This is a genomic window from Acinetobacter genomosp. 15BJ, assembly GCF_000400715.1.
In the GTDB taxonomy this organism is placed as follows: Bacteria; Pseudomonadota; Gammaproteobacteria; order Pseudomonadales; family Moraxellaceae; genus Acinetobacter.
Genome location: NZ_KE007347.1, coordinates 214077 through 234337, shown reverse-complemented (window position 1 = coordinate 234337; position 20261 = coordinate 214077). Strand labels below are relative to the sequence as shown.

At 38.2% G+C, this 20261-nt stretch carries 13 protein-coding genes and 2 pseudogenes; 1 reads left to right on the top strand and 14 read right to left on the bottom strand.

Annotated elements, in window-relative coordinates:
* Positions 1 to 164 precede the first annotated feature (164 nt).
* The 11 genes and pseudogenes from F896_RS12915 to F896_RS12965 form a co-directional block, all read right to left on the bottom strand.
* Positions 165 to 2513, bottom strand: a complete 2349-nt coding sequence (locus F896_RS12915) for a TonB-dependent hemoglobin/transferrin/lactoferrin family receptor (protein ID WP_016163152.1) — start codon at positions 2511 to 2513, stop codon at positions 165 to 167.
* Between the two features lie 550 nt (positions 2514 to 3063).
* Positions 3064 to 4080, bottom strand: a complete 1017-nt coding sequence (locus tag F896_RS12920; protein WP_016163151.1) for an AraC family transcriptional regulator — start codon at positions 4078 to 4080, stop codon at positions 3064 to 3066.
* A 547-nt stretch (positions 4081 to 4627) separates the two neighbouring features.
* Entirely contained in the window at positions 4628 to 4954 is a 327-nt protein-coding gene (locus F896_RS12925; protein WP_016163150.1) for a hypothetical protein, read from the bottom strand.
* A 422-nt stretch (positions 4955 to 5376) separates the two neighbouring features.
* Entirely contained in the window at positions 5377 to 7098 is a 1722-nt protein-coding gene (locus F896_RS12930) for an acetyl/propionyl/methylcrotonyl-CoA carboxylase subunit alpha (protein ID WP_032882129.1), read from the bottom strand.
* Positions 7098 to 8681, bottom strand: coding sequence for a 5-oxoprolinase subunit B/C family protein (locus F896_RS12935; RefSeq protein ID WP_016163148.1), 1584 nt, complete (start codon positions 8679 to 8681; stop codon positions 7098 to 7100). The genes F896_RS12930 and F896_RS12935 overlap by 1 nt, the downstream gene beginning before the upstream one ends.
* A 34-nt stretch (positions 8682 to 8715) precedes the next feature.
* Positions 8716 to 9531, bottom strand: coding sequence for a putative hydro-lyase (locus tag F896_RS12940; RefSeq protein ID WP_155765781.1), 816 nt, complete (start codon positions 9529 to 9531; stop codon positions 8716 to 8718).
* A 2-nt stretch (positions 9532 to 9533) separates the two neighbouring features.
* Entirely contained in the window at positions 9534 to 10298 is a 765-nt protein-coding gene (locus F896_RS12945; RefSeq protein WP_016163146.1) for a LamB/YcsF family protein, read from the bottom strand.
* A gap of 36 nt (positions 10299 to 10334) precedes the next feature.
* Positions 10335 to 11586: pseudogene (locus F896_RS12950) on the bottom strand (NRAMP family divalent metal transporter).
* Between the two features lie 344 nt (positions 11587 to 11930).
* Positions 11931 to 12842: a LysR family transcriptional regulator MumR gene (mumR, locus tag F896_RS12955; protein ID WP_016163144.1), complete on the bottom strand. Its 912-nt coding sequence runs from the start codon at positions 12840 to 12842 to the stop codon at positions 11931 to 11933.
* Between the two features lie 108 nt (positions 12843 to 12950).
* Positions 12951 to 13895, bottom strand: a complete 945-nt coding sequence (locus F896_RS12960; RefSeq protein ID WP_016163143.1) for a DUF4424 family protein — start codon at positions 13893 to 13895, stop codon at positions 12951 to 12953.
* A 195-nt stretch (positions 13896 to 14090) separates the two neighbouring features.
* On the bottom strand, positions 14091 to 15617 hold the full coding sequence (locus tag F896_RS12965) for a TerC family protein (RefSeq protein ID WP_016163142.1): 1527 nt from the start codon (positions 15615 to 15617) through the stop codon (positions 14091 to 14093).
* 667 nt (positions 15618 to 16284) lie between these two features.
* Here F896_RS12965 and F896_RS21435 point away from each other — a divergent pair.
* Positions 16285 to 16353, top strand: a pseudogene (locus F896_RS21435) (hypothetical protein); the annotation flags it as partial.
* Between the two features lie 150 nt (positions 16354 to 16503).
* Here F896_RS21435 and F896_RS20780 read toward each other — a convergent pair.
* Genes F896_RS20780 through F896_RS20220 form a run of 3 tightly spaced genes read right to left on the bottom strand, consistent with a single transcriptional unit; the run spans position 16504 to position 20261 of the window.
* Complete coding sequence (locus tag F896_RS20780) at positions 16504 to 18651, bottom strand: hypothetical protein (RefSeq protein ID WP_016163141.1); 2148 nt, start codon at positions 18649 to 18651, stop codon at positions 16504 to 16506.
* 40 nt (positions 18652 to 18691) lie between these two features.
* On the bottom strand, positions 18692 to 19480 hold the full coding sequence (locus tag F896_RS12975) for an Lcl domain-containing protein (protein WP_016163140.1): 789 nt from the start codon (positions 19478 to 19480) through the stop codon (positions 18692 to 18694).
* A gap of 13 nt (positions 19481 to 19493) precedes the next feature.
* Complete coding sequence (locus F896_RS20220) at positions 19494 to 20261, bottom strand: Lcl C-terminal domain-containing protein (protein WP_016163139.1); 768 nt, start codon at positions 20259 to 20261, stop codon at positions 19494 to 19496.

The window sequence follows — 20261 nt, the reverse complement described above, 5'->3', positions numbered from 1 at the left end:
CAAAGCATTAAAAAATTATCATTTAGTGAAAATTTAAATATTTAAGCATATTAGGACATGATTATCTTCTATTGAGTATAAGTACAGATGCTCAGAGTACTCTTCACATCTGTATCTATTGGATAAAAGCTAAAATTTATTTTAAATACAGCGCGTCACAACAACTAAAATCTCTGTGAAATACTGAGCTTATAATCGCGACCTGTACCGGTCATATATTCACCTAAATACATTTTATAGTCTCGATTAAACAGATTGTCGATTGAGAAATTTAACGTAGGCCCTTTTTCCCCAATCGGTTGCCAATCCGCATAAATGCCATGCAGTGAATAACCCTTAGTTTTAGGTAAAGAAAAAGAGGAAGCTGCAATCGATTTATCGTTATCAGATAGGCTTCGATCCTGTTTAGCAACAAAGATTCCCCGCCAACCCATGGTTAAATGATGTTCAGGCACATTCACACCTAAGGTTGCAGTTGCTTTTTTCGGAGGGATATCCGTCATCCATGTTTTTTGTTCAAACCATGGGTTTACAGGTGAATTATCACGTTGGCCACGGATATAAGAATAGGTTAAACCTGTAAACCAAGTCGGCTGATTGTAGAAAATCTCGGCTTCATAGGCTTTGATGGTATAGTCAGTGACATTACGATAAAAACCATGCTTATAGTTTCCATTACAGTCATTGATACTGCCATTCCCTCCATTGGCATTGTTCTCCGCTTGTGCCTTACAGAAGGTCGATCTGTTTCGGAAAATTTCATCACCACCCCGATTATGATGATAGGTCAAACGAACTTGCAAGTGATCTTGCTCTGCAAAAACATCATCAAAATTCATCTCATTACCCAGTCGGATCGCCAACATCTTTTCAGGCAATAAATAACGACTGGTTGATGGCACCGAAGTTATTGCCGATTGCACATAATATTGCTCATCGACACGGGGTGCGCGCCATGTTTTACTGATATTGGCAAACCAGGTGAGATAATCTGCCTGCTTCCACGCCAAGGCCAAACGTGGTGACCAACCCGTGTAAGTTTTGCTTGAATAATCATGCCCTGCGCTTGGATCATTATAACGTGATGCTCGGTTCGGATGGCCTGTATTGGTAATATGATCATAGCGGAGCGATGGGGTAATGGTGAAGTTATTGATCTGGTATTGATCTTCTACAAATGCACTCAGCATTTGCTGTTTGCCTGAAGGCATATAGTTTGGCTCATAATAACCAAAGTTATAGTCTGGTTTTTTGGCATTGTTTTTATCGTAAATGAGCGAGTTTTGCTCCATTTTTTGATATTGTGCCCCGACCTTTAATTTATGTGTGCCATAGTCAGTTACAATATCACTGATATTACTGAGTTTGAATGCTGTATTGGTATAGGTCACCCAGCTTTCATTGCCCAGTGTGGCCGCAGATCCAGTCACGCTCGGTAATCTTTGATCATGTTGATCGGTCTTTGAATAAGATGCTGTTGCCTTTAAATTTACATAAGGGTTTGACTCAGGGTTTAATTCATATCCAACCGAATAGCTGCTATCGTTTTGATCGCGATAGACCAAACGACGTTTCCACGCCTCCTCATATCCATATTTTTTAATATCTGCTTCAGTTGGAACCGCATCTTGATCCCGCATTGCTGCAAAAGGTTCCCAACCTTTATGCCCACTCTGCATCGCATTCAAACTGATTTTTTGGCTGTCTGTCGGATGAAAATTAAGTTTGGCCAAATAAGTATCCTGCTGCTGGGCAGAATACAAGAACTTGCTACCATCAGGGCGTTTAACATCGCCACTATCACGATTGGTATAATAGAACATCCCATCAACGATACCGTTTTCACTTTTTCCATACACTGCACCTGTATAGGTATTTTGCGCATTATTCGAAAAACGTGAATATTTCAAAAAAGCACCGATATTTTTATCATCGGTCAATAAATCAGTAGCATCTTTGGTTTCTAATGTGACTTTTCCTCCAAAACCACCATTTCCTACCTCAACATTATGTGGACCTTTATCGACTGTAATCTTCTTTAACAATTCGGGTTCGATAAAGACTGATCCTTGACGATATTTATCAAAACTTTTGACCGAGTCATCCAAGGTAATGGGGACATCCTCTACGCCCCCCATACCGAGAATATTAATCGTTTGCCCACCAGGTCGTGGTGAACCTGCAGAACCCACACTCGGCATGTGATCCAGCAATTGTGCAACATTGTTGGCTTGATAACGGTCAATCGCTTTTTGATTTAGAACACTCTGCCCAAACTGGATGGTATCTTCCTTATCCGCCTGCACAACAATTGGTGTCATTTGATAAATTTGGTTCTGGGCATTGGTCTTAGACAATGATTCTTGTTGTACTGTTGGTACTTTTGTGACGGTATTCACCAAAGTAACTGTCGTATTATCTGCATAGACTGGCATGGTCAAGGTATACATAGATAAAGCAATAGCCAGTACCAGCGGCTTAATCACCGTTGTTTGAGAGAGAGATTGGGGCATAAACTTCACCAAAAGATCAAAAGCATCAACAACCTAAACGAGGTCCTAAAATAATCGATGTTTTAACGATATAAAAAATAATAAAAATTAATGTTCAATAAGGTGTCTGCCGAATACGACAAACCATTCAAACTGCAAAGCATAACTGACATATTAGCTGGGGTCTGACAGCAGCACAGCACGGCTAAGAAGTAATGACGCTGAATCAACTGCTGTCTGGGAGGATAGAGGGAACATATCTCATTTAATTAGGCAAAACGATATAAATAGTATTAATTATCATTTACATTTGGATGAATGTAAATGGATGCTTAAAAATTTTTAAGATACTCGAAAAATCGAAGATATTCTAAGCCGACATTATGCTGCAATTGTTTTCGTTTCAATCATTGAGATGCAGGCTGAATATTTTCAGAATTTGATCAATATCCTACTTGTTATGAGCTTGGGATTTACGCCATAGATAGAGTCATAAGCTATTCGCAATCATCGTAACAGAGGTTTAGGCTAGCATTCTAAACAAGAGTATTGAAGCTGAAATAGCCCAGAATCACGAACAATGATTTAAGATTTTTTTCTTTCGATACTGCAATGGGCTCATCCCTGTCCACGATTTAAATGCCCGAATAAATGATGTTTGCTCTTGATATGCCAATAACATCGAAATATCCAGAATGCTCAAATTGAGGTCGGCAAGATAATCAAAAGCTAAATCTCTACGGACCTGATTCAATCTCTCTTTAAAAGTATATCCTTGTTGCTTTAATTTCAGTTGGAATATGCGGGCGGGTAAGCCTAATTTATTTGCAACATAGTCCACACTAATATTTCCCTTACTCACAGCTTGAATAATGGTTTTCTGGATTAGTTCATCAAAAAGATCAAGTTTAGGACGCTTAGATAACAACAGGTTTGCTTGTTTGATTAAAATATCATTCAATACCGGATCAGCATTTGAAACTTCGAGATCAAGACTCGTCATTGAAATATATATCTCAACATCCTCGCTTTCGAATTCGACAGGACATCCAAAGAAACTTTCATAGTTATAAAAAAATTTGGTTTTCTCTGAGCTGAAACTTACTTTGTGTACTTCGACTTTATTGGGGTGGACTAATTGACCTAAAAATTTATAAAAAACCCCCATTAATAATTCATCTACCAATTGGTTATTTTTAATATAAGGATCTACTCCCCAACTAATTATAATAAATTGATCAGAAATAGACATTTTTGCAGGTTTGGTCTCACAAAAAAGTCTTTGGTATTTTATAAAAAGATTCAATACCTCTAATATATTTTCGCATGAAGAAGCAATATAACCTAAAATGCCAAGATGTTTAGGCTGTGTATATTTTGATATTTCTAGCCCAAGTGTAGGTTTAGGCTTTTTTTGATTAATTTCCTCCAATAATTCTGTCCATTCCCCAATTGGAATCAGTTCGCTTGTTTTATAATCACTCAAATATTTTGTATTTTTAAGATTATTTTCTACACAAAAATAAATCAATAAATTGAGCATCGAACTAGATACTAATTTAACCTGATTAGGATTACTCAAAACCATTTCTACCCACTCATATCATATCCAAAAGCCCACCTCAGAGAAGGAATCAAAAAACCAGCTATGTAAGTACATTATTTAATCAATCTTAAAAATTAACGATAATCCAGTTTTCCATGTTCTAACTAATGCGGCAAAAAAATCCATTTTTTGTGATATTAGTCACAGATAATGCTCAGAATCTACTTTAAAATTCAATAAAAAAATTATCATTTCTATAAAAAAACTTATCATTTCAAGGAAAGTTTCAAGATTGTGAAAGTGTCTTTGCTAAAGAAAGAGTCAAAAGTGATTTTTATTTGATCTCTAGGTTTTAAATCTGAATTATATAAAGGCAGGATTCTATAATTTTTTAAAATTTCTTTTTTATCATTCACATTATTTCATATTGATGAACATTGACTATTTTAAAATCAATTTTTAAAAATATTTTCAAAACACCATAAAAGATGACATAACGCCTCAAATTAGTGCATAAAAAAAAACATAGGAACATGTGTCAACATGTATCGAACTTCAATTTATTTTTTAATTAAAATCATCTCAATAATCATTTAGATGAAAAAAATAGCTCAATGATAAACATTAAAATGAATATAGAAATGATCACACCACAACTAAAAAGAAGAGAAAAACTGACTAAAAAATAATAATCACTCATTTTATCAAAAATGTAATTCATAAAATATAAAAACAAAAAAGCATAACCAACATTGGAGTTCCACAAACACATAATCATCAAAAAAAATAAATTTTTTTTTAGATATTTTTTATTTGCATGAACTTCAGTTTCTTTACTTATCTTCCGGTAATCGGATACTGTAATTTTTTTATATACCACATCTACGCCTTGGCTATATAATTTAGGATCAAACATAAACCCTTTACTTATAAAATAATTAGCATTTAATACACAAAAACTATCCTTTTCTTCAAAAAAACCACACTCTCACAAACCATTTTTTATTTTTTTAAACATAAAATTCAAACACATACATTTACAACAGTATACTACCAGTACAATATCTCAAGCTTACAAACAGACACTGAATCAATTAGTAAGAATGTAAAATAAGATTTATTTAAAGATGAAAAGTCATATCTATTTAAAACAAAAACCACACATAAAGTTTTGATTAACTTTAATTATATGAATAATTCCAGAATCGGTTTCCCTTATCAAGAATATATGGCTTGATTGAATATTTTTAATGAGAAAGATAAAAAAGACCTAAAACCACCTGATTCTGTTGACTCCAGATAGATTAGATCTTTATTTTCAGAAGAGATATTGAAGGCTTAAATAATCTCAGCAATCCTTGTTTCTACCTGACACGTGCCTCCCTGTGCTATAAGAATTTGAAGTCTCCCACTTTGATGTGCAAGCACAGGCACTTCCATTTTCATGGCTTCCATAATCGCGACAACTTGGCCTTCCGCTACCTGCTCACCCTGTGCAGCTTTCCATGTGCTAATTACACCGTTGATCGGAGCCAGTAAATGCTTAGCGCTCAGTTCAGGTTCAATCGACTGCTGCGATTCGACCACACTTGCGGGATTTTGTGCAAACATGCCTGCTGGTAAACCTAAACGATGTAATTTCCCATCAATTTCAATATAGCTGAGCAGCATCGGTTGTTGATGGTTTGGAATGCCACGTTTAGTTGGCTTTAACTGTTGTTTAAAGTCATTTTCGATCCAACGCGTGTGTACATTAAACTCATCTGTAAAATCAGGTTCATTGAGTACCGCACGGTGAAAATCTAGAACTGAGGCGACACCTTCAATTTTAAATTGCTTTAACGCACGTTTGGCGCGGGCAATTGCAACTTCGCGGGTTTGGCCAGTCACAATCAGTTTTGCCATAAGTGAGTCAAAATGGCTTGATACCAATGACCCAGTTCGAACACCTGTATCAACACGTACACCATGACCAAACGGTGCTTCAAATAAGCTCAGCACACCAAATGCTGGAATAAAACCACGCGCTGGATCTTCGGCATTAATACGAAACTCAATCGCATGACTTTGAACTTTTGGTGTCTCTTTAATCGAAAGTTCCAGCCCTTGTGCGACACGGATTTGTTCTACCACCAAATCGACTTTTGCTGTTTCTTCAGTAACAGGATGCTCAACTTGTAAACGAGTGTTTACTTCTAAAAATGATAGCTTGCCGTCTCGACTGAGTAAATATTCAACCGTTCCTGCACCCACATAGTTTGCAGCCTGACAAATGTTTTTTGCCGAGCTTAAAATTTGTTGATAAATCTCATCGCTAATAAATGGCGCTGGCGCTTCTTCGACTAACTTTTGGTTACGACGTTGCAACGAACAATCACGTGTACCAAGCACCACAATATTGCCATGTTGGTCAGCAATCACTTGTGCTTCGACATGACGTGGTTGATCTAGATATTGCTCGACAAAACATTCACCACGACCAAATGCCGCTTTTGCCTCACGTACTGCAGACTCATATAACTCTTTGACTTCTTCGAGTTTCCACGCAACTTTTAAGCCGCGGCCACCTCCACCAAATGCCGCCTTAATCGCAATCGGTAAACCAAACTGTTTGGCAAATGCTAAAGCTTCATCGGCATTATTGAGTGGATCTTGCGTCCCCTGAACCAAAGGTGCGCCGACCGAGGCAGCAATTTTGCGGGCTTCAATTTTATCGCCCAATTTCTCAATCGCACTCGGTGATGGCCCTACCCATTTTAAACCTGCATCAATTACGGCTTGGGCAAATTCAGAGCGTTCAGATAAAAAGCCATAACCTGGGTGTACCATCGTCGCTTTGGATTTTTTTGCAATCTCGATAATGGCAGCAATATTTAAATAGGTTTCACTCGCGCTAGCACCAGCCAAGCCCCATGCTTCGTCTGCAAGTTCGACATGCATGCTGGCAATATCATCATCTGCATATAACGCCACCGATGCAATTTCCATATCACGGCAAGCATGGATAATACGAACGGCAATTTCACCACGATTCGCAATCAATAATTTTTCAGTTTTCATCATTTATTCTCAAAATCTGTAAATTCGGCAATTTTCTTAAATTTGATGCGGCAACCTGCTGGAATCTGTGCCACCAAGTCCCAATGGTGTTTCGCAACAGCAGCAATGACGGGATATCCGCCCGTTAATGGATGATCATTCATAAACAAAACCGGTTGACCACTTGGTGGAATCTGTAAAGCCCCAATACATGTGCCTTCACTTTCCAGTTCATAGGTAATTTTGCGAGTTAAAGGCTGCTCACCTGAAAGTCTGAGTCCGACTCGGTTGCTTTCATTGGTCACTAGCCATTCTTGCTGACACAGCAGTTCAATACTGTCTTGCTCAAACCAGTCTGTACGTGGACCCATCACAATATCTAGCCCGACCACTTCGCCAGCTTTGGGCAAATCACTTTTGCCCACTTCATTGACACTAATGTTGGCTACCTTAACTTGCCCTTGATAAATGGTATCTCCAAGCTCTAACGGCTCTGGCCCTAACATCGCCAAGCTGTCAAACGAGGCACTATTCAGTACAGGCTGAACATCGATACCACCACGAACGGCAACATAGTTTCGTAAGCCTGCCGTTGGTGGCTGAATATGAAACTCATCGCCTGCGTCCAGATCAATTGGTTGATCACTTGTAAAGTCTGCTATTTGACCATCGGCAAATTTCACACGAATGTTTGAAATAGCTCCAGCCGCAGCAATAACACCAGCATGCTGCATTTTGGCTTTTAAGCCACCATTTAAAACTTCAATGACGGGTGTTTCAGTTGGATTACCGACAATACGGTTGGCACGATGCATAGCCGAGAAATCCATTGCACCCGCCATTCCAACACCAATCTTGGTCTGGTTTAAGCGCCCTTCATCTTGAATCAGCATCTGTAAACTTGGCACAGTAATCGTAAACAGCGGTACCGATTGTTGAGGCTCAACTGTATGAGTGATTTGCTGCGGTACATTCACAGTTGTTGGACGATACGTGACATCTTCAAAATGTACGGTCATGCCCGGTAACAATAGTGCTGGATTTTTCCGCTCCAAATCCCACATTTTTTCCGATGTGGTACCAATCAGCTGCCAGCCACCCGGGCTGTCTTTTGGGTAAATGCCAGAGTATTTTCCAGCCAAGCCCAACGAACCCGATGGTATTTTTTTGCGCGGTGTGGTTAAGCGTGGAATATCACTAAAAGGTTGATCTAGACTGCTCATATAGGCAAAGCCCGGTGCAAAACCAATAAAAGCCACATTCCATACGCTTTGGTGATGTTTTCGAATCACCTCTGCTACAGACAAGCCTTGCAACTCTGCAACCTGAGTAAGGTCTTCACCATCGTAACGAATCGGGACAACCACCTCTTGACCACTACGCTCAAATCCAGAATCAATTTTGAGGCTCTGAATTGCAGCAACCAGCGTTTTAGAGTTGGTCTCGATCTCGTTAAAAAAAACCAAAATTGTTTTTGCAGCGGGGACTAAGTCTTTAATTCCATTCAATTGCGTATGTTGCAATTTATTGTACAACGCCAATGTTTCTTCTAGGCTCGCAAGCTCAATCAGAAAACAATCCACGTTGACTGATAAAAAACGCATTTGCTTATCCTTTTTTAATTGTTCTTTAGTCCAATTAGCCCATCCATGCACGATCAGGAATGTCGGTTATCAACATATGACCGGGTGCATGACTGATTGCAAAAGGAATTTTAGAGTTCATGACTGCCGCTTGCGGGGTTACCCCACACGCCCAAAACACAGGGATTTCACCTGCTTCAATTCGCGAAGCATCACCAAAGTTTGGCTTATTTACATCTAAAATTCCTAAGCTTTCAGGATGACCAATATGTACAGGAGCACCATGTACACTTGGCATCCGTGCTGTAATTTTTACCGCTTCACTAATCTGATGAGATGGAATGGGTCGCATGGAAACCACCATATTCCCTGAAATACGCCCTGCTGGTTCACACTTTATATTGCTTAGATACATCGGCACATTGGTGTTGTCATGAATATGGCGAACTTCAATCCCCGCTTCTTGCAAAGCAGTTTCAAACGAAAAACTACAACCAATCAAGAAAGTCACCAAATCAGGATGAGCATTATAAATCTCGCTGGCATCAGTCACTTCATCGACCATTTCTCCATCTTTCCAAATACGATAACGCGGGAAATCAGTTCGGATATCTGAGTCTGCGGCAAGCTGAGTTGCATATATACCTTCTTCAAGCACATCAAGCACTGGACAGCTTTGTGGGTTACGATGCGCATAGAGTAAAAAGTCATAGGCCCACGCTTTTGGCACCGAAATCATATTCACCTGCGTCATGCCCGCAGCCATGCCTGCTGTCGGTTTATCAAAACCTGCACGGATTTTTAAACGCGCATCTAAAGCAGCTTCAAGCTGAGCTGGGTCGACTTTAATATCCTTATACATTGTGCTCATCCTTATGCTTTGTTTACAAACGGGCGGATTTCAATCTTGTTTTTTACAAGCTCGGCTTTAATGGCTGCCGACATTTCCAAAGCACCGGCGGTGTCGCCATGTAGGCAAATGGTATCGGCTTGAATTGGGGTAAATACACCGTCAATTGATTCGACTCCACCATTTTTAAGCATAGACACCACACGGCTCGCTACGAATGCCGAGTCATGTAAAACCGCACCTTCTAAACGACGAGACACCAGTGAACCATCACTATTGTAAGCACGGTCTGCGAATGCTTCAGATACAACTTTTAAACCAGCCGCACGTGCCTGCTCGACCAAGTTTGACCCTGCCAAAGCCACTAAAACCAGTTCTGGGTGATACATTTTAATCGCATCAATCACGGCTGCTGCCTGAGCTGAATCATGGGCAATGGTGTTATACAGCGCACCATGTGGTTTAACGTATTGCACTTGTGAGCCTGCTACTTTCGCTAAGCCATCGAGTGCAGAAATTTGATAAAGCACATCAGCAATCAGTTCGTCACGTGACACATCCATATTACGGCGGCCGAAACCAACTAGATCTGGATAAGAGACATGGGCTCCAATGGTGACACCAAGCTCAACTGCTTTACGAACTGTTTTTAAAATGCCGAGCGGATCGCCAGCATGGAAGCCACAAGCAATATTGGCACTGGTCACCACAGGTAATATCTGATCATCATTACCCATTTTCCATGAGCCAAAGCTTTCACCCAAATCACTATTTAAATCTACAAACATGGCATCATTCCTTTTTCGCTGTACGATTATCTGGCTTTAAAGTTTGGTCAAATAGTTAAACACGGTTGTAAATGACATATAGCCCATCCACCACGTCAATACACAGGTAAGTGCACCTAAAATAATTAACCATTTTGGATAATTATAATTGCCCATCAAGTCTCTACGGCAAGCCGCAACATAGACAAAAATGCTAAGGCCAATCGGCAACACTAAGCCGTTGAACCCACCGACAAAAATGAGTAGACCTGCTGGTGTTGCCCCTAATACCACATAGAGTAATAGAGCTAAGGCAATAAAAGTGATGGTGGTATAGTTGCTTTGTTTTGGGGTTAAATTCTTTTTAAATGCACTAAAGAATGAAACCGAGGTATAGGCTGCACCAATAGTGCTACTAATACCCGCTGCCCAAAAGATCAGGCCAAATAATTTATAACCAAATGTGCCCGCAGCATACTGGAATGCTTGTGCCGCTGGATTGGCATTATGACTAGCAAGATCGATGCTTGCACCACTCACCACCACACCTAAGAAGGCTAAAAATAAGACATAGCGCATGATGCCAACTACAACAATGCCCTTAGTCGCTGCTTTGGCCACTTCATCAATATTTTCAGGGCCAACCGCCCCTTTATCGAGTAGACGGTGCGCACCTGCATAACAGATATAGCCACCCACCGTGCCACCGACAATGGTGGTAATAATCGCAAAGTCGATCTGATCTGGCGCAAAGGTTTGCTGTACCGCCTGCCCAACAGGTGGCATTACAATCACAGCCACAATGATGATCAGGATGATTTTCAGCAATCCCAATACGATCATGCTTTTGTCCATCGCAAGCGTGGCTTTTCTGGAGGCGAAAATCAAAATCGCCAATGCACCACTGAGGATACCCCCCCATTTGGTATCCAAACCAAATAGCGCATTTAGACCTAATGCAGCACCTGCAATATTTCCGATGCTAAAGAAGAAACCACCTAAAATCACCAGAAATGCAAGTAAATAACCACTGCCCGGTAAGGCCTTATTGGCAATATCGGATGCACGCATTTGCGTGAGGGTCACTACACGCCAAATATTTTGCTGCACCACATAATCAATCAAAATTGAAACTAAAATGGCAAAACCAAATGCAGCCCCTAGTTTCACTGTAAATACAGCAGTTTGGGTTAAAAACCCAGGCCCCATGGCAGAGGTTGCCATCATAAATATGGAGGCAACAATGGCCCATTGGCGATCTGACAAAAAAGAAGACTTCAGTAAAGACATTAATGCGTTCCTCGTCCATTTGAGCTTAATAACGCGATTTTTAACTTGATCCAAGAGCATCATTTTATTGACAAACGATCTTCTTTAATCCTTTTTAAATCACAAAGATTCCCTGTTCTCCCACTCAACGGTGGGTAATCAAATCTTCTCGTTCAAATAAAAACATATGCAAGCCAACTGAACAATACGACTTTTTAGATAAAAAATTAAAACTAATGAATTGAATTTATTTGTTTTTTATTCTTTCATAGCTTAAAGATAAATTTTACTTATCACTCTTGATAAGCTGCTTTTATAATTTTTTAACTCAGCAGCTGTTTGACTCCAAATACACTGTTCTCACAGAAGCTTAGTTTAACCACTTCAATTTTTTACTTTCTCATTCAAGCTTTTCATCGCACTTTCAGAAACCGTCACGGCGACATCGGTTAATTTCTCTTTCAATGCAGCATCATTACCTTGAATATAAATCGAGGTAAAGTGAAAGGTCTTTAACTTAATTGGCGTATTTAATATTTCTAATCGACCATCGGTAATTTCTTTTAAAGCGGTTAAAGTCGGCACCACAGCGATCCCCAAGCCTTGCTCAGCAAGTCGTAACAAGGTCGCCAAGGAATAACTGGTGATCGAAAGCGGCTCATCCAATCCTTGCTCCTTCATTTTGGCTTTGAGCTCTTTATAGGGATAGGTAATTTTTGGATAGGTTAAAATGGTATGTGACATTAAGGCCTTAAATGACATTTGAGCAATCCCTCCTTTAAATGAAGGTGAAGCCAAGAAGCTGAGTTCAAAATCACAGAGTGCCTGTTCAATACATTCAAAAGCCAACGTCGGCCCAAGTAAAAAGGCCATGTCCAGATCACCTGTGCGTACGCCTTCTTGTAAATTTGGGGTCAGATCAACCACGATTTCTACAGAAACTTTAGGGAATTCCTGCTGAACCTTCTCGATGTATTCTACCAACCATGTGTAGACAATGGTTTCCGAAACACCCAAACGAATTGTGCCAGTCAAATGCTGATTTTCAGTTAATTCTGCAATGAGTTCAGTTTCTAAACGCATCAATTTTTCAGCATATTTGAATAAGGTCATCCCCTTGTGCGTGGGTTTCAGTTGGCGAAAACTTCGATCTAAAACTTTAAATCCAAGGTCATTTTCAATCGCGGTGATTTTCTGTGATACCGCAGGCTGGGTGGTTTGTAATTTTGTCGCTGCCTTATTAAAACTATTCAGCGTTACCACCCAGTAAAATGCTTCCAGATTCTTTAAATTCACGTTTAATCCTAAGCTCGCTATCCTTTTCTCGCTGTATAGTATGAGAGTGATCCGCCTGATTAAGCTACCTTTTTATTGATTTTTGTTGCAGCTCGTTTGTGGATTGACTCATTTCACTCTCACAAAAATGATATCCAAATCCTGTTTGGGTACGAAGTTACGCTTGGTCATCTCAAATTGAGTTGGACTGATTTTTTCGACTTTGCCATTCCAGCAAAATGAAACCAATTCATTCTTATCACGCTCAATCGTTAATTTAAAATTTTCAATCGGTTTAGCCCAATTTGCACCTGTGGTCAGAATATAGCTTAAAGCATTAAACGGTGAGTTTTCTGCTCTGGCTTTTTTTAAACCTTGCTTAAATTGTGTATCCATACAAAAGTTCTGATTATATTCATCAGGATATAGGGCAACAGAACCACCCACCAAAGGTTGATATTGATGCTGAATTTTGGTCAAAGCATTGGCTTTAAAGGTTTGCTTCCAACTATAAATCACTTGAGATGACCATGGAATTTCATCATCTTTTTTAAAGTTCGCTAATATTTTCTGTATTTGTGGCTGCTTACATTGCTTTAATTTATCGACAAAATAGCTATAGTCATCATTGTTACGCATCCAAGGATTAAGCATGTCTGTTTGGCTAAAACCACATTGTTTAAATACATCGGTTGTATCAATCAACGGAGACTTTTCATTCCTTTGGATAAAGGTGCGCACATGCATTTCTGGCTGAATATTTTTACCATCAACAATAATTTTAAAACTTTTTAACAATGCTTCGGTATGGGCAAAATCTGCTTCAAAAAAGTTATCAATACGCGGTAAGGGAAACAAAACGGTTTCCGTAACATCTTTAGAACTTAAGTTTTTATAAAGATAATCAACTTTAATCAACTTCTTGCTAATAAATAAGTTTTCACTTTGCATCGCTACATGCGCATTTTTAAGATAGGACACTCCCCCAGTACCTACATAGCCAGTTGAATCATTGGCTAGGCTATACGTCGGTATTTGCATCAAAATAGAAACTGCCAAGATGATTTTTTTCATTTTTAAGTGTCCAATTTAAGACTGTAGTTATCAGGATCAAGCATAGCGGCTCAAAGTCGCAGATGTTCACTTTTTTACTTATTGCGTATTTAAAAAGGAGCAGCCTGTTGATCACAAACTACTCCTCTGATTCAGACTTTTACATTCAAGTTCAAAATTTTATCAAACCATGAATCTAACTTTTAGCAAGAGGATTTACTTTGATCGAATCATCACCGTTTTAATCCGATTGCTCTCCATCTCCACCACTTCAAATTGTAAGTCTTGATAGTCCAACATTGAGCCGACTTCCACTAGGCCGTTACTTTTATCGAGAATAAGTCCCGACACGGTAATATAAGCTGTCTCTTCATCGACTAAATCGACGCCTAGCTGTAATTCAAGTTGATACAAATCTAAAGTGCCTGCAGCTTTCCAAGTGCTTTCATCAACTTGGATCAAATCAAGCTGTTCATCTGCATCTGGAAACTCACCCGCAATCGCTTCAAAAACGTCTAAAGGCGAAATTACACCCTGCACATTTCCAAACTCATCATTGACGAGTACCAATGAACCTTTAGAGGTTCGCAATGTATTGATTACATCAATCACTTTCATTTTTTCAAAAATAAAAATCGGACGTTGTGCTTTGATCAAAGATTTCAATTGCGTTTCATCATCCAGTACATCCAAAATTTCCTTGGCACGAACCACGCTCAGAACTTTATCTAAGCTGCCTCGACAGACTGGAAATAAACTATGCGGTACGGATAAAACCTGCTCTCGAATTTTCTCTGGTGTTTCATCAATGTTAATCCACGAAATTTGACTGCGTGGCGTCATGATTGATGCGACAGATCGTTCCGCCAGCATTAATACACCACCAATCATATAACGTTCTTGATCATCAAATGTATCTTGCGCTTCCAAATGTTGCAGCGGATTTGTCGCAGTGGTTTCAGACTTGCCACCCATGAGCTTTAAAATCGTATCTGCAGTTCGATTACGTAATGGAATTTTAGACTCATGCTTTGAACGATTACGTTGCGTAAACTGGTTAAATGCCTCAATAACAATCGCGACACCAATACCCGAATAGATATAACCTTTAGGAATATGGAAACCAAAACCTTCGGCAATCAAGCTAACACCAATTAACAGTAAGAAACTTAAGCAGAGAATGATAACGGTTGGATGTCGATTGACGAACTCAGTTAATGGTTTAGAAGCAAGCAACATCACCAGCATAGCCACAACCATCGCCACCATCATGACGTAGATATTATCCACCATACCAATGGCGGTAATGACCGAGTCTAATGAGAATACGGCGTCCAATACCACAATTTGCGCGACAACGGCTGTAAAGCTTGCATAAACCACATTGGTTGTAATTTTGACTTCAGCTTTGCCTTCCATCCGTTCATGTAATTCACTCACCGCTTTATACAGCAGGAATAAACCACCGAATAAAAGAATCAGATCTCGACCAGAAAAAGACCAGTCAAAAATAAAAATAAGCGGTTTGGTTAAGGTGACTAACCAAGAAATGGCGAACAATAAGCCCAAACGCATGATCAATGCGAGAGATAAACCAATGACTCTGGCTTTATCACGTTGAGATGGGGGAAGTTTATCTGCCAAAATGGCGATAAAGACGAGATTATCAATCCCTAGAACAATCTCTAAGACGATCAGAGTAAGCAAACCTACCCAAATCCCTGGATCTAATAAAAATTCCATTATTTACTCCTTAAATAAAAACAAGGAGTCATGAAATTGTTTTTTAAATTTGTACCCGGCGAGGGATCCATTTATGTTAACCTTTTTGACAATAGTTGCTCTGATTATGCCTAATCTTTTGGGATCGAGTTTATTTTTTTAAAAATCATACACAAGCTGAATAAATTAAAATAAACTACTTAAATATCAATACAATAAATCGAATTAAAGCTTGTAATTTAATTAGGTTTTGAATAATTTGTTACATATTTTAAGCGCTAAAACTCACAATAAAACCTCGTTAACCAGACAATTCAGGACATTATTGTTTCAGATTAAAAAGAGATCTAAGCAAACAATCTAAGCTATTTTGGCTTACCAATTTTAATGCTATAGCGACACTTGACCAATTGCTTAAATCCATCGAAAACTATTCTTTTGCTGTTTATTTCTTCACACGTCACGGATTCCTTTTTGTGAATCTTTCTCAATTTGTTAAGATGAGCTACAGAGGAAGTCATTCAATTTCTCATACACTGTTGACTCAATTTTGACAGAAAAGAAGTCCTTAGAAAGGTATACTTCCTTCGCGATTAAATCGAATTTTACAGTGGTTGTTAGAATTGGCGAGACAGCCAAACGTTCAAATTAAACTTATTTATTATTTAAATTTAAGGATTTAATATACATGAATAGCGCTGAAATCATGGCTGACCTTTCATCTCATACGCCGATGATGCAGAAATATCTTTACATTGATTTATAAAATAATTTTTTAACAAAATCTTAAAACCTACACAATAACCTACACTTTTTCAAAATCATAAAATAAAAATACTATAAGCATGTAAAGTCCTGAAATTTCTTGTTATCACTAACATGTACTCCGCATAACCAGAAGCATTTACTAAATATTATTTCTATAACCCACTTGTCGTATCACGCTAAACTCACTACTAGCTGGGATTGGATTGGCAATCGATCTGTATATTTCTAATGCCTGATTAATCTTAGCAACTTTCTGTCTTAACTCAGTAGATAAGAAATGCTCTGACTGCTGTAATGCAACCCATCCTGCTTGTACTTGTTCATTTTGATTGCCTTGCAATTTTGCTTCCAACCAGTGTTGCAAGCAATGTCCATGAAGATAGACTTCAAACTGATAAGCGATAAAAGTCATAGACAAAGCCAGATTCTGTTGATTCTGCTTTAACTTTTCTTTGACTTCTTCAAAAGAAGATAAGTTTTGATTGACCCGATAATCTAATAGTTCATTTTTAAACCATTGTGCAAATTCTATGAGTTGTGATACAACACAATCCCTTTGGCTACATAATTTTTCACGATTTAAAGCATTCGCACCTGTTGAGCCTGCCACGCCACCTATATAAGCACCTAAACCACCTGCAACAGCGATTCCCACTGGTCCTGCTAATATTCCACCGATAGTACCAAGAATCATCTTTCCTGCCACTGCTCCACCTGCTATTGCAGCAGTTTCTTTACCAATATTTTCAAGATATTGTTTGGAACTAGTTTGTCCTGTATCAAAATCCTGATAATTACGATATGTTGCCAATCCTAAAGTAATAAATGGAATAGGTAAAAAGTCTGCCATACTATCGAATTGATCGATTTGTTCCAAACTTTCGTGCATGGTTTGATTAACATGAGCATGGCTTAGTCCAGAATCAATAAATACATTAGGATGATTACCTAGCGAATCAGTAAGCTCCTGATTTACAATCACTGCAATATCAGGATTTTTTTCAATATGTTGCAGTACATAATCACTACTTAATGTATTTTTAACCTGCATTGCCTGACCATCTACAATTAGGTCAAAGCCCGCTTGATTGGCTTTATCTGGAAACTCTACTGTATGTCCTTGCTGTGTTAAGTTATAGGCAACTTGCTGTTCGGCAACATAACCACTCAATCGGGTCATTGCCCCTGCACTGCCTAGGGTCGCTCCTGCAATATCCTGTAATGTTATAAATTGTTCGGGCTGTCCTTTTGATGCAAACATAAGTGCATTTAAAACTGTAGAATCTATTTGAGCATAGCTCCATAGCAAACCCGCCGAATACGCTACCGAAGCAGTTGCAATAGATGCTATTACGCCTCTATCTGATAAAATCTTTTCAAGAGTGTCTTGTGCTGTTTTATCTCTGTCTAAATGTTGGCTAATTTCATAATGGGTTAATAGTATAGGGGCATTCGCAATAATGCCTTTACTATAAGGAATTTCAGACTCTCTTCCACCAAATACATTACCAATAGATTTTCCAACGTGGTTTAAACTTCGCCCCATATCTGCAAAGATATTGGTACATTCTCCACGCTTTGCAATAATATCATCTGGTAAAATCAGGGTGACAGCTTTATATTTCAGTAAGTTATAGCGTTCCTGAGTTGATGATGTATTAAGCAAAAAATATAAAGCCATTTGTGCATCGGTACATTCACCATTATAGTGATTATTTCGAGATAGAATACATTCTGAAAAATCCAATATATCTTCCGATGTCAGTGATTCTTGTTGTTGTAAAATCCACTGATACTCCCAAATAGCATCCGACCAAAGTTGATTATTTTTACAATCCTGTGCCAAAGCAAGTGCATTATTTACACAAGGTTTTAAGATTTTAAATTTTCTTAAAATAGTTGTCTTTAGCGAATTATTTTTGCAATCTTTTAATCGTTCAATATATTTTTCGATTTGGTATTGCGTTGGATTTTGTTCAAAATATTTTAAGGTATAATTTACACATTGCTCATACCAATAATAATTTAAGGATTTTTTGATATAGGCAGGAATTAAATCATGAATAATAATGTCAATCAGTCGCTTACTGCATTCCACATCACTGTTATTTTGATGTGGGAAATGCCATTCAGTTGGTACAGTCACCGTTAGTAATCGTTTAAAGAACCCTGTATTAAAGTCAGGATTCTGCATCGTAAGCAGCATTAACTTATGTTCAGCAGAAAGTGTATGTCTTTGTTGTTCAACTTGATTTAAACGCGCTATTAATACTCTAGTTTCTAGCATTATCTATCCTTGAAGATTATTAATTCTAAAAAAACAAAAACTACTGACCGCTACGAACGGCCCGAACATAGTACTTGTTATTCTTATTGTAGTAAGTCGAGTAGCCATTGTTGAAGTACACGTCCCACGCATAGTTACTATTGCAGGCATAAGGCGAACCCGACCAATATCCTCCCCATTCAACTTTCACAGGTTGAAATAAAACACCTTGAGGACAAGCATAGCCTTGTTTATCTTTAATCATTAAGGTCTTTAATTCGTCTCTACTAGGTAATCGCCAATCCTTATAACCCGCAAGTCTAAAATCTTTACAAGCACCTTTAGAACTCTCCCAATTCAATGTTTTGGCTTCACCAATACATTGCCCATTTTTCCATTCTTGCCCAATACTAATCCTTGCCCACATTAAACCTGTTTTAGGGTCAATCCATACGCCTTGCTCTAACTCATTATTTGAATGAATTGTTTGAGTTTTAGGGCGTTGCGATGATTGAACATTTTCCGTTTTTGTATTTTCAATTTTTTGTCTTAACTGCTCAATTTCTTGACGATATTTATTTTCTCTACGTTCTAAATCTGCAATTTTTTTATTCAATTGCTCATTATTTTTTTGAGTGAGTTTATTAATCTCTTGCTGATATTGCTGTTTGTTTTGTGCCATTTGCTGTTCAGATTTTTTTTGTAACTGTTCAGACTGGCGTAGTTGTTCCTGTAAAACATCTAATCTCTGATCAAAAGTATTGGTTTTAGCTATTAAGTGTAAAAAATGTTCTATTGCAGCTAGTTCTGCACTTGAACTAAAAAAGTCAGGCAATGAATTGTTTTTCATGATTTAACCTATTCTAAATATTACGAACAGGACGAACATGACGATAATTGCAATAAACATCAACACCTGAATGGAAATTATAGAAATTTAAATAGGCATATTTCTCGCCAATTTGTGTGCTTGACCAATACCACCCACTTGTAACGGGAGCTGGATTAAATAGTATGTGTCTACCACACTGATAATTTTTACCACTTTCATCAATAAGTGTTTTTAATTCTTCGATAGTCGGTAAACGCCAATCTTTATACCCCGCTAATCGAAAAAGTTGACAAGATTTTTTAGCATCTGCTAAATTTAATTCCATTGCTCTACCTAAACACCTTCCACTTTCCCACTCTTGACCAATACTAACTCTTGCCCACATTAGACTTGTTTTAGAGTCCGTCCATACGCCTTTTTCTAATTCTGTGGCTGAATTAATTGATTGTTTTTTAGATGGCTGAGATTCTGTTGGCTTCACTATATTAGTCTTGTCATTTTGTTGTTTTAACTTTTGTTTTAATTCATCAATTTCCTGACGATATCTAATTTCTAAAGTTTCTAAATCAGCATTTTTTTTATCAAACTGCTTATTATATTTTTGCGTTAACTTTTTAATCTCATCTTGATATTGTTGCTTGTCTTTTGTGATTCGCTGTTCAGACTGGCGTAGTTGTTCCTGTAAAACATCTAATCTCTGATCAAAAATATTGGTTTTAGCTATTAAGTGTAAAAAATGTTCTATTGCAGCTAGTTCTGCACTTGAACTAAAAAAGTCAGGCAATGAATTGTTTTTCAT